Raw genomic sequence first — 12,726 nt, 5'->3', positions numbered from 1 at the left:
ATGTGGGATATGTACCACAGGTTTAAAATCTATTTATAAGTTGTAGGGGCGAATCACATTCGCCCTGATGCACCATAAATTGTTTAGGGCAAATATAATTTCTCCCTACAATTTTAACTAGCTTTGATTGCTCACAATGACACGCAAGCAATCAAGTCGCCAAGTAGCAAGATCTAATTGCGTGAGTGTATCATTAAGCTGTTGCTCTAACGTTGCAATTTCATCTGCCCGAATGTTTTTATTGACCGATTTTAACGCTTCCAAGCGGTGTAATTCGGCTTTTAATTTGCTATTCGCTTCCGCTTTTGCTTCAGCAATGATCGCTTCGGCTTGCGCTACAACTTTCTGTTCACTCGCACCAATCATCTTCTCGACATTTGTACGTGCCATTTTCGCAATTTTATTTGCCATCTGCTTATTTACCGGCTTCAATTGCTTTTCCAAACCGGCAAAAGAGACCTGAGCAGCCATATCGTTGCCTTTATTATCTAATAAAATACGAATTGGCGTAGGTGGTAAGAAGCGAGTCAAATTAAGCCCTTTCGGTGCTTGCGTTTCCACAATGTAAATCGCCTCAAGTAGCAATGTGCCTGCTGGTAAGTTTTTATTCACTAACAGCGACACCGCCGATTTTCCAATATCGCCCGATGTGATTAAATCAATACCATGACGAATCATTGGGTGATCCCAAGTTAAAAATTCCACTTCCTCACGCATCAAGGCTAATTGGCGATCAAAAGTTACCGTGCTACCTTCTTCCGCAAGCCCCGGGAAATCCGGCACGAGCATATGCCCAGTCGGGCTAATCACAATGCTTTGTTCGCCTAAGTCTTCTTGTTCCAAACCGATCACATCAAAAAGATTTAAAGCAAAATTTACTAATTGAGGTTGATTATCTTGTTCTGCTATCGCTGCTGCTAATTGTTGCGCAGCTTCTCCGCCATTAGAATTAAGCTCTAATAAACGATCTCGCCCTTTTTCAAGTGCCGCTTTTAACACTTTTTGGCGTTGATTTACTTTGGTAAGAAATTCGTCAAATCCGTCCGCTTGTGGATTATCTAAATAGCCTTGCAACTTCTCATGATACTCATCAAAGAGCGTAGCCCCCATCGGACACGTTTCCTCAAAAGCATTTAAACCTTTGTGATACCATTCTGCCAACACAATTTGAGCAGAATCCTCAAAGCAAGGCACATAAATTTTAATATCATTTTTCTGCCCAATACGATCCAAGCGACCAATGCTTTGTTCTAACACATCTGGATGATCCGGCAAATTAAATAACACCAAATCGCTGGCAAATTGGAAATTTCGCCCTTCCGAACCAATGCTTGAACTAATGAGTACCTGCGCGCCTTCTTCTTGCTGAGCAAAATAGGCAGAAGCCTTATCTCGTTCAACAATCGACATACGCTCGTGGAACACCGCTGCACGAATTGCCTCTTTTTCACGCAAGATCTGTTCAAGTGCAATCGCCGTTTCCGCCTGTTTACAAATCACTAGCACCTTCTCATCACGATGATTTTTTAAGAAGGTAATTAACCAATTAATACGAGGATCAAATTCCGCCCAACGAGCCGTAGGATTTAAACGCTGAAAAAGTTGTTCCGGATAAAGCAAATCACTTTGCTTAATGCCCCCCATCATTTTCATCACTTTCAATGCATTTGTATATTGCCCCGGCATTGCCAATTTGACCTGATGATATTCACGATGTGGGAAACCTTTTACCCCTTGGCGAGTATTACGGAATAGCACACGGCTGGTGCCATGACGATCAATTAACTCTTGAATCAACTCTTGGCGAACTTGTAAGCGGTCGGATTCTGATGATTTTTCGCTATTGATGATTTTAAACATCGGCTCGGTATCTTCTTCGCTCAATAGCTCCGAAATCGTATTTTGCGCATTCGTACTCAATGGTTTATCGCTTAACAAAGTAGTAACCGCATCCGCCACCGGCTGATAAGCATTTTGTTCTTCAGCAAAGGCTTGATAATCATAAAAACGGTCTGAATCTAGCAAAGCTAAACGTGCAAAATGGCTTTCTTGCCCAAGTTGTTCCGGCGTTGCGGTTAAAAGCAATACTGAAGGAATTTGTTTGGCTAATGCCTCAACTAATTGATAAGCCACAGAAGGAGCCTCTTCCGACCACGCTAAATGGTGCGCTTCATCAACAATCAGCATATCCCATTGACACGCTTTAACCTGCTCCGCACGATGAGGTTTCGCCGATAACCAATCAATCGAAGCAATAACCATTGATTCCGTATCAAATGGGTTCTCACTCACATCATGACCATCTGCATCCGCTTTATCAAAATCGCTACAACGCTCCTCATCAAATAACGAGAATTTAAGATTAAAACGGCGAAGCATTTCCACTAACCACTGATGTTGCAAGGTTTCAGGTACTAAAATCAATACTCGCTCTGCACGGCCGGCAAACAGTTGTTGTTGTAAGATCATACCGGCTTCAATGGTTTTACCTAGCCCCACTTCATCCGCCAATAACACACGAGGCGACAAACGCTGTCCCACTTCTTTGGCGATATGTAATTGATGAGGGATAAGTCCGGCTCTTACTCCACGCAGCCCACGTAGTGGAGATTGAAATTGTGCTTGTTGGTGTTTTAGCGCATGATAACGCAGAGCAAACCGATCTGAACGGTCTATTTGTGCGGAAAACAAACGATCTTGAGGACGGCTAAAACTCACTTTATGATCAAGCCCCATTTCGGGCAATACCACTTCCTCTTGAGTATCTAAACGTTTACCAAGATATAAAATCACGCCCTGATTCTCAATGACTTGGCTAACCTCCATTTGCCAACCTTCTGATGCGTTGATAACATCGCCCACTTGAAATTGCACTCGAGTGAGTGGCGCAACGGCGATCGCATAAATGCGCTCCTCCTCCGCTGCCGGGAATTGAATCGTAATGGCACGGTTATCCACCGCAGAAACAATCCCTAATCCCAAGTTATTTTCAGATTCACTTATCCAACGCTGACCTACAACGAACATTTTTGCCTCTTTTTTATTTTAATTCAGGAGAATTTTACCAAATTTACCATCGAGAAAAAACTAGCGGTCATTTTCTTCGGTTATTTTACAACGTTTCCTAAGCTGAATTTCAGGCAAAAAAAAAGCCTCTATTAAGAGGCTAAAGGAATTATGAATAAATTTTTACCCTTTTATCGTTTATGGGTTTTTAGCTTTTTCGCAAAGTATCTTTATGAAAAAACTTCCCTATTATAAAAAAAAAAAAAATAGTCAACCGAATTTTTTTGATCAAAAAAAAGAGAATTGAGTAAACACAGGGCACACAAACGTTAAAATCATCACCAACACTGTCTTTTTCTAGATTTCAAATATAAAAAAAGCCTCCAATGGAGGCTAATGATACATGAATAAAATTTTACCCTTTTATTTAATGGGCTTTCTCGCTCTTTCGTAACAAAACAAGGGTTTGTCAGAAAAAACTATCCTATTCTAAAAAAAAAAAAAATAGTCAACCTAATTTTTTTACTATAAATCCTCTAAAATTCAAGCAGATATATTGAAATCCTTCGTAAATTCTATTGAATTTACTACGATTGAAAAGACCGCTTGCATAAACGCAAGCGGCCGCTTTCCGAGTTAAAAAACAAAATTAATTTTTATCTAAATCTAAATCCGCTTTATATTCAATACGGTTGTGGTCTTTCACTTCAATTTGCACATCAAGTTCTTGATCGCCACGTTTAAATTTTAAATCTGCATCGTCACGCTCAATATCAGATTCTTTTAAACGAAAACCATGTCTTTGTGCATGAGAAATAACTCTTTTAGCTAACCCACGAACATCATTTCCTTTTAAACGATATTCAACTTCATATTCGCCACTACCTTGTTTATCGACTTTTACCAACTGACCATTCGGACGATAAATTTCACTCGGAATGCTTGCAGCAAATGCTGATGAGGTAAATAAACCTAATGTTGTTGCGAATAAAGCAGCTTTAGATAACATTTTCATTTTTGATTTCCTTCATAAGGTAAAATAAATCATCTGCTTTTATGACTGAGGGTCTCCAAATAAGTTCCCCTTTTAGCCATTTTGTTCGCTTTTTTATTTTTCGATATAATGGTTCATTATTGTGATTTATCTTTTCATCTTATGTGATAAAAAATGGTGTTATTCTATTCTGAAAAAATGGCAAAAAAGCCGCAAAAAAAGACCGCTTACCCTGTGGTTGAAATCCAATCGTTAGATTATCAAGGGCTTGGCGTAACCAAAATCGATGGCAAAACTTGGTTTGTTGAACATGCACTTCCGACTGAAAAAGTCGCAATTCAAGTGATTGAGGAAAAACGGCAATATGGGCGAGCAAAGGCGGTTAAGTGGTTAAAAACCACAGAAAACCGTCAAACACCAAGTTGTGCAATTTATTCTCAATGTGGCGGTTGCCAAATGCAACACATTTCGCTTGAGGTACAAAGAGAAACCAAACAACAAGCGTTATTTCAACGTTTACAAAAATTGCAATCTTCGCCTATTACACTTGAGCCAATGCTCGTTGGGCAAGCGAAAGGCTATCGCCGCCGTACCAAATTAAGTGTTGCGCTACAAAACGGGAATGTGGTTATGGGATTTCGTATGCAAAATTCCAACCAAATTATACCGCTTGAACAGTGTGAAATTTTAACACCAGCACTCTCCGCCTTATTGCTACCATTGCAAAATTTATTGCTGAATTGGAAGCAGAAAAAACACTTAGGGCATATCGAGTTAGTTGAGGCAGATAACACTGTTGCGATGTTATTAAGATATATGGGCGAACTAGCCCAATCTGATTTGGCTCAATTGCTTGCATTCGCAAAAGAAACCAAACTTTCGCTGTTCTTAATGAACGATGCACAACAAATTGAGCATATTTGTGGCGAAAAACCATACTATAAACTCAATGATTTAACACTACATTTTTCTATTCGTGATTTTATTCAAGTCAATGCCGAACAAAATCAAAAAATGGTTGCGCAAGCCTTGAATTGGTTAGCTCTCGAAAAATCAGATCGGGTTTTAGATTTATTCTGTGGTATGGGGAATTTTACCTTACCGCTTGCGCAACAAGCCGGCTATGTTGTCGGCGTGGAAGGGGTTGAAGAGATGGTGGCTACGGCTCGTCAAAATGCCGTAGAAAATCAGTTGGATAATGTCGCCTTTTATCAAACCAATCTAGACGAGCGTTTTGTCGATCAGCCGTGGGCAACAGAAGCCTTTAATAAGGTGCTATTAGATCCGGCTCGCCATGGCGCTTATTTTGCGTTAGATCATTTGTGTGAGCTTAATCCCGAGCGGATCGTTTATGTCTCTTGCAATCCGGCAACCTTAGTTCGAGATGCCGAAAAACTCATAAAATCAGGCTACTCTCTTGCGAAAGTAGCCGTGATTGATATGTTCCCTCATACGGGGCATTTAGAGTCCATTTCGCTTTTTGTTAAAGCAAAATAATTAGTTTTTAGCTAATTGGCGAGCGGCAGCCACAACAGCCGCAATCGCATTTTCTTCCGTACTCTTCATTGTTGCTTCATTTGGAATTTCTTGTTGAGTACGGTTTACAATCACACCGGCAACCATACCGGCTTTTAAGCCTAAAGCAGCACACATCGTAAAGAGCGTTGCCGATTCCATTTCATAATTCATCACGTGTAAATCTTGCCACTGTTTTAGGCTACCTTGATATGCCGGATAGACTTTACCTGAATAGGTGTCGTAGCGCTCTTGTCCTGGGTAGAATGTATCTGATGAAGCGGTAATCCCTACATAAGTTTTCACGCCTTGCGCTAATGCAGCTTGATGTAATGCAGTGGTACATTCAAAATCCGCTACTGCAGGATAAGCCAATGGTGCAAAATGTTGGCTTGCGCCATCTAAACGCACCGCCCCAGTGGTCACTAATAAATCGCCAACATTGATATGAGGCTGAATTGCACCGGTTGTGCCAATACGCAAGAAGGTACGCACACCTAATTGTGCTAACTCTTCCACACAAATAGAGGTTGAAGGGCCGCCAATCCCCGTAGAACAAACCACAATCGGCTCGCCATCGGCATATCCCAGCCAAGAATTAAATTCACGATGGCTGGCTAAAAAGGTTGGATTTTCTAATTTTGCCGCAATGCGCTCACTTCTTGCCGGATCGCCCGGAATAATCGCAACTTTCGCGCCGTTTAACATTGCTTTGGTTAAGCCTAAATGGAATACTTCAGACATATTTTTCTCCTTTATACTTGCCTAAATTAAGGTTTATTTTAACAAAATCTATATTTAACTTATTGCGTTTAAACAAATTTTTTCACAATTATGTTATTGTACATTCCGTTAAAATTTCGTAGGGGCGGGGTTTATCCCCGCCCGAAATATCGAGGTTCATTTACGGGCGGGGATAAACCCCGCCCCTACGTAAACGATTATACTCATTGTGCCTTTTGCGTAAGCAATAGCACATTTTCAAACAACTGTTTAAATAAGACAGGGATTTTATCTTCCCCTCTTAATTCCATCTCTTTTGAAAGTGCAATTGCTAAATCGGGTTTAGAGGTAAAATGCACGGCTCGTTTAATGATTTGCGAAGTGGGATAAAATTTTCCATTCGGTTGCCAGCGTGCTAACTTTAAGAAAACAGCCTTAAAACCGGAATGATAAAAGAAATGCTCAATATCCCGATAAGGCAAAATGGTTAAACGGTTGGCAAAATTATCCTCTAAACTTTGAACAGTATCAGCATAGCGCAAACCGGCATCATCGCCATCGGTTAAGACGTACCATTCAATCCCCATTGATTTAGCATATTTAATCAGAGGCCTTAAACCACATTGGGCAAATTCTACAATCCGAATTCCCTCGATATCTAAATCGATATTCAGTAATTTTGCCATCTCTTCTAAGATCCAAACTTCTGTTTCGCCTTCTACTAAAATCCACGTTTTGGCAAAGAGTGCTAGCCCCCGATTATGATGAATATGAAAGGTTAGTTTTCTTAAGTTTTCTTTACCTAACATACCACCTTCAATTTGGTAAGCATGAGTATGATCAGGGGAACGGACTAATCGGCAGATCTCTTTTAACGGAATATGTGATAACAACTCCATTGAATTGGTGGTGGTAATCCGCTGAATTTGTAATTGGCTGATTAATGCCCATAAGATAGCAATCATTCTAGGGTGTAATTGCGTATCAAGATCTTCAAATAAGATGATCGGTGTGCCTATATTGGCTAATTTTTTATCCCGAACAAAAAAGGCTGAGAGATATTCACGGACTTTTTCCGCAAGATGAGGTTCTTTTTGTAATCGAATACAAAGCGCTTTAGCCTTTTCCCATAAGAAAGCATTATCTTGCATAGCTTCGAGGGCATTTTTTCGGCTTTGTGCCGTTAAAAAATAGTACTTCATCAACAATGCAAGAGCATCTAACTCTTGAGCAAACGCTTGATCTGAAGCGTTAATAGGCATCGGTGTTAATTGCACCTGATTGATCGATTTATTTAAACGTGCATCACGTAAACGATATACAGGGTGTCGCTGAATTAAATAACGAATAACCTCTTGTTCGTTTTCACAACTTATCACGCGGTGTCGTTCATTCGTAAAACGATAGTGCGTTGTTACTTCCCCATTATTCCGCTCTCCAAAAACCTCCAAATGAAGATAGTGCAACCCTTTATCATCATTGATAAATAGTCCACGACAAGGTTTTAACTCTGCTTCTCGATGTTCGTTTTCCCGCTCTTCACAAAACGTAAAACGTAATCGAATTTGTGGATGCTTTTTCGGCTGGCTACCAAATTCAACGTGAAAATCGTTTTCCGTAAATTGATAAAGTTCATCGCTGGAGCTGAAGATTGTACTCAATGCCCCTAACAAACTGGATTTACCCCAAGTATTTTCGCCAATAAGCACCATATTTGGACGTAATTTCAAAAAGAGGGAATTGATGCCACGAAATCCGTGAATTTCAACAAATTTTAGGTACATATCTCCCCCTATTTCAAAATTTCATAACAAGGCTGATAGGCTTTTTCTGTCGGCAATTTCATTCGGTTTTGTTGCACCAATGATTGTAAAAGTCGATCCATTTTTTCCATCAACAGCAGATCGCCGGATAACTTAAACCGCCCTTCTTTTTCAATCAATGCTTGGGTTTCAGGCTTGATATTCCCTGCCACGATGCCCGAAAATGCGCAACGCAAGTTTGCGGCAAGTGCTTCTTTTGATTGTTCAAAATGTAAATTCAGTTGTGCCATTGAATGATGCGTTGGCACAAAAGGTTTGATCAGTGCTTCAGGAATATTGAGTGACCAGTTAAAATGATAAGCCTCGCCATTTTGACTACGTTGCTGTTTTAAACGAGCGATTGAAGATTTCATTTTTTTTGCCACTAACACAGGATCATCGATGATGATTTCATACAACGCTTGTGCTTCTTTCCCTAACGTTTCGCCAATGAAGCGGTCGATTTCTTCAAAGTAATTTGCAGATGCTTTTGGCGCCGTTAAGATGACTGGAAGCAGTTGATCGTGATTGGCAAAGTTGAGTTTAATCCCCAAAATATACAATAGCTCTTCTAATGTCCCCGGACCGCCCGGAAAAATCACAATACCATGCCCAAAACGCACAAAAGCTTCAAGACGTTTTTCGATATCAGGCATAATGATAAGCTCATTGACAATAGGGTTTGGCGGTTCAGAAGCAATAATGGAAGGCTCGGTAATACCGATAAAACGGCTATTTTTGTAACGCTGATGAGCATGCCCGATAGCAGCCCCTCTCATCGGCGCTTCCATCACACCCGTGCCACAGCCGGTAATGATATTAAGTTCTCTTAATCCTAATTCTGTCCCAACAGCTTTACAATACTGATATTCCGTTTCGCTAATAGAGTGCCCTCCCCAGCAAACGACCAAATTTAAATCATTGTTTGCCGGAAATGCCTTAGCATTACGTAAAATGGAGAAGATTAGATTACTGCTGTATTTTGATAAAGGAATGTCCAATATCTCTTTTAGTCGCCCTGCCATACCATTCACAAAAACAATATCACGCAATACAGAAAAGAGATGGTATTGGATATTTCGAATAATTTTTTGATCGACAAATGCCGTTTCAGGCGGATTATGCAATTCAAGCACAATACTTTTCTCACAAGCGACTAATTCAATATCAAAATGTTGATATTGCGCCAAAAGTGTCCGACTATCATCTGTTACCGCCCCTGAATTTAACACCGCCAGCGAACAATTACGATAAAGCGGGTATAAACTCCCTTTAGCTTCTTTTTTTAATAGCTCCACCTCTAACTGAGAGAGTTGTTCCATGCTTCCTTTGGGGGCGATTCTATAACGACTCATATCGGATTCCTTCTAGTCTTTTCAAACAACATAACAAAAAATAAATTTTTATGAAATAGATTTATCGGTAATTCTCTCGCTTTTATTTAATATAACAGGGACATCACGCTGACCTCCGTATAAATCCAACACGGAAAAACAATGTATTTTTAGAACATGATAAAAACGGGCGCCAACGTGGCGCCCCTACTATTTCTTGAACAACATTAATTAAAGTTTAGATGAAACGTGATTTCAACTCGTTCTTCATTCAAGCGATACTCATCTTTCAAATTCGGACCGCAAGAATTAGAGCCGATACCACTCATTTTGTAATCTACACACAAAATGGTTGAAGCGGCTTCTTCTAACTCATAATGATGTTTTTTCGTGGTAAGTTCTTCCGCAGTATAAGGCGAGAGGTTAAAGCTAAACGCTTTATCTGCACTAATATACAATCTATTTAATTTCAGATACTCACAACCAAAATGGCTACCATTTTCTTGCGGTTTGACGTAATCCGTATGGTTCGCTTTTGCCGTTGTGCGGTAAATCCCCAATTTTGCTAAATGGTGTTTATCAATGTAACTTTCTGCTTCGCCATAGCCAAAATACTCTAACGGCTCCGCTGTTGAAATTTGATTTCTCGGTAAATAGAAACGTAGTCCAAAGCGAGGTAAGAACGGTAAATATCCTTCACGTTCTCCTTGAATATGCAATGAGATTTGCCCGTTTGCCCAAATTTGATAATGGAGATCTAAAGTCAAAATGCGCCCACGAGAAATCGCTAAAATGGCAGATTTCACGGCAATTTCAACCGCTTGCTCCGTCACTTTTACAATAGTTTCATAAGCTCGGCTATACGCCTTATCGTAACCGGCATTTTGCCACGTTTCACGAATAAGACGGTCGTTATCCGTTGGCGCTCGCCAAATCACAAAATCTAGAGGCTGCTCAATTTGTGCAACGTTGTTTTTCTCAATATGGCTGAAAATGCCTTTCTGTTTATCGAACAGATAACGATAAGCACCATTTTTAATCTCAACGGTAAGGGCTGTTTCGGTTACTTCAAAGTAGGTTGCTTCTTTAACAAGCGGTTGTTTTTTGAAGCGATTTTGCGGATAAAGCAGAATTTGATCAAAGCCTAATTCGTGATTTTCTGCCACCAATGCCGAAGCGTGATTTTGCGTATAACGTAAATTTAGTAGCCAATGCTCGCCGTTATTTTCAGGTATCGTCAAATTAAGCACGGCACTTTGCTGCGGTTTGCAATCGATTTGGCATTTTCCACCGCTTGTTACCACACCGTTTTGAACAAATTCATAATGCACCGTTAAGAAATCCGCTAAATCCGTGAAATCAAGATAATTATGCAGGCGTAATTCGCCATTTTGATAACTTACTCGAACAGGGCGATTTACATTTTTCAACTCTAATAAGTTGCTGTGCGGAATACGATCCGGCGAAACTAAACCGTCCATACAGAAATTACCGTCATTCGGCGTGTCGCCAAAGTCGCCGCCATAACCAAATTTGCCGTTTGGTAAGTAAGGAGCGTGATCGCACCATTCCCACACAAAACCACCACAAGATTGGCGATTGCGTTGGAACGCTTGCCAATAATCTTCCGCATCACCGTTAGAGTTCCCCATTGCGTGAGTGTATTCACATAAGACAAACGGCTTCGCTTTCGGCTGTTCACAATAGCGATCAATATCTTCTGTTGAGCCGTACATTTCACTGTAAAAATCTAAATTCGAGAGATCATTTTGGTGCTGGGAATGTTGATAAATTGAGCTTTCATAATGCACCAAACGAGATGGATCTCGTGATTTTATCCATTCGGCAGCCGCTTCAAAATTCTCGCCGTAGCCACTTTCATTACCTAGCGACCAAATGATAATTGAGGTACGATTTTTATCTCGTTCTACATTCGCTTGTTGGCGATCTAAAATCGCCTTTTTAAAAGCAGGCTCACGTGCAAAGTAGCAGAAATTATCAATGGTATCTTGGCGAATACGTGCCGTTTCAGGATCATTTTCGTGATTAAGGAAAATGCTCGGTTCCGGTGTTTTTACCGTGAGCATACTCGCTCCGTGCGCTTCCACATCTGCTTCGCCAATCAGGTAGAAACCATATCGATCGCAAAGTTCGCTAAACCAAGGGGCATTCGGATAATGGGCGGTACGAATGGCATTGATATTATGTTGTTTCATCAACTGTAAATCTTTCAAGGCTTGCGCATAGCTGATGGCATACCCTGTTTTCGGATCGCTGTCGTGGCGGTTCACGCCTCTAAATTTAATCGGCTGCCCATTGAAATAGAAAATGCCCTCTTTCACGTCCGCTTTTCTAAAGCCGATTTTTTGGACAATTACTTCATCAGCATAGCGTAAAATCAAGGTGTAAAGTTGTGGGTTCTCTGCATTCCAAAGTTGAATATTCGTGATTTTTTCACAAAAATCGACCGCTTGTTGCTGTAAAACTAAAACACCATTCGGATCAAAAAGCTGAACATCAAGCGGTTGTTTTTGCCCTACAAATTGCGTTTCTAAACGAAGCTCCGCTTGGCTTAAATGCTCGTCTAACTCATAACGGATAAAGAAATCTTGCAAATAATTTTCTGGGCGTTCTAGCAAATACACATCTCGGAAAATGCCCGACATTCGGAATTTGTCCTGATCTTCCAAATAACTGCCATCGCACCATTTTAAGACGACAACTGTTAAATGATTTGTGCCTTGTTGCAGGAATTCCGTCACATCAAATTCCGAAGTGTTATGGCTAATTTGGCTATACCCGACAAATTGTTTATTGAGATAAACAAACAAGCAAGAGTCCACGCCTTCAAAATTCAATAGGTAGCGTTTAGCCGATTTAGGCTGTGCTGTAAAGGTGCGATGATAAACGCCGCAAGGGTTTTGCTGTGGCACAAATGGCGGATCGAATGGAAATGGGTAGTTAATATTCGTGTAATGATGTCGATCAAAACCATGATTTTGCCAATTAGATGGCACAGGAATTTTATGCTCAAACGCCATACTTAAAAAATCTTGAGGCAGTTGATGATAGCTTTCGTAATAATTGAAATCCCAATCGCCATTAAGCAAAGTAAAATAGGCTGAATTTTCTCGCTCCTCTGCCGTTTCTACACTTTGATGGGGAATAAAATAGGCGTGATGAGGCAAGGTATTAATGTGTAATGTGTTTGGGTCTTGGAAATAGTTTGGAAGTTGCATTTTCATTCTCCTATTTTGGTGCCTCTTTTTTATAAAAGAGGAGGATTTTTGATATTATGTAGCACTTGCACAAACGCTTAATTTTTTCGTAGGGGCGGGGTTTATCCCCGCCC

Annotated in this window: 7 protein-coding genes; 1 reads left to right on the top strand and 6 read right to left on the bottom strand. The window is 40.4% G+C overall.

Annotated elements, in window-relative coordinates; genetic code table 11:
• Window positions 1-117: 117 nt before the first annotated feature.
• On the bottom strand, window positions 118-3,027 hold the full coding sequence (gene rapA, locus AM305_RS05045) for an RNA polymerase-associated protein RapA (RefSeq protein WP_005823682.1): 2,910 nt from the start codon (window positions 3,025-3,027) through the stop codon (window positions 118-120).
• Between the two features lie 628 nt (window positions 3,028-3,655).
• Window positions 3,656-4,021 (bottom strand): hypothetical protein, encoded by a 366-nt coding sequence (locus tag AM305_RS05040; RefSeq protein WP_005823680.1) that lies wholly within the window; start codon window positions 4,019-4,021, stop codon window positions 3,656-3,658.
• A gap of 153 nt (window positions 4,022-4,174) precedes the next feature.
• On the opposite strand from AM305_RS05040, the gene rlmD reads away from it, so the two are divergent.
• Complete coding sequence (rlmD, locus tag AM305_RS05035; protein ID WP_005823678.1) at window positions 4,175-5,497, top strand: 23S rRNA (uracil(1939)-C(5))-methyltransferase RlmD; 1,323 nt, start codon at window positions 4,175-4,177, stop codon at window positions 5,495-5,497.
• Here rlmD and udp read toward each other — a convergent pair whose 3' ends face one another.
• From udp to AM305_RS05015, 4 genes are all read right to left on the bottom strand, one after another.
• Entirely contained in the window at window positions 5,498-6,259 is a 762-nt protein-coding gene (gene udp / locus AM305_RS05030; RefSeq protein WP_005823676.1) for a uridine phosphorylase, read from the bottom strand.
• Window positions 6,260-6,462: 203 nt separating this feature from the next.
• A complete protein-coding gene (locus tag AM305_RS05025) occupies window positions 6,463-8,022 on the bottom strand; it encodes a DUF2813 domain-containing protein (protein ID WP_005823674.1) in 1,560 nt (519 codons plus the stop codon).
• A gap of 8 nt (window positions 8,023-8,030) precedes the next feature.
• Window positions 8,031-9,395, bottom strand: a complete 1,365-nt coding sequence (gene ppnN, locus AM305_RS05020) for a nucleotide 5'-monophosphate nucleosidase PpnN (protein WP_035293988.1) — start codon at window positions 9,393-9,395, stop codon at window positions 8,031-8,033.
• Window positions 9,396-9,601: 206 nt separating this feature from the next.
• On the bottom strand, window positions 9,602-12,613 hold the full coding sequence (locus AM305_RS05015) for a glycoside hydrolase family 2 TIM barrel-domain containing protein (protein ID WP_005823669.1): 3,012 nt from the start codon (window positions 12,611-12,613) through the stop codon (window positions 9,602-9,604).
• Window positions 12,614-12,726 lie beyond the last annotated feature (113 nt).

The organism is Actinobacillus minor NM305 (assembly GCF_000175195.1).
Lineage (GTDB): Bacteria > Pseudomonadota > Gammaproteobacteria > Enterobacterales > Pasteurellaceae > Haemophilus_A > Haemophilus_A minor.
This window is presented reverse-complemented; position numbering and strand designations above follow the sequence as displayed.

What these genes read in the sequence shown, in the direction of transcription:
- rapA (WP_005823682.1), bottom strand. Translation starts at nt 3,027, where the DNA reads ATGTTCGTTGTAGGTCAGCGTTGGATAAGTGAATCTGAAAATAACTTG.
- AM305_RS05040 (WP_005823680.1), bottom strand. Translation starts at nt 4,021, where the DNA reads ATGAAAATGTTATCTAAAGCTGCTTTATTCGCAACAACATTAGGTTTA.
- rlmD (WP_005823678.1), top strand. Translation starts at nt 4,175, where the DNA reads ATGGTGTTATTCTATTCTGAAAAAATGGCAAAAAAGCCGCAAAAAAAG.
- udp (WP_005823676.1), bottom strand. Translation starts at nt 6,259, where the DNA reads ATGTCTGAAGTATTCCATTTAGGCTTAACCAAAGCAATGTTAAACGGC.
- AM305_RS05025 (WP_005823674.1), bottom strand. Translation starts at nt 8,022, where the DNA reads ATGTACCTAAAATTTGTTGAAATTCACGGATTTCGTGGCATCAATTCC.
- ppnN (WP_035293988.1), bottom strand. Translation starts at nt 9,395, where the DNA reads ATGAGTCGTTATAGAATCGCCCCCAAAGGAAGCATGGAACAACTCTCT.
- AM305_RS05015 (WP_005823669.1), bottom strand. Translation starts at nt 12,613, where the DNA reads ATGCAACTTCCAAACTATTTCCAAGACCCAAACACATTACACATTAAT.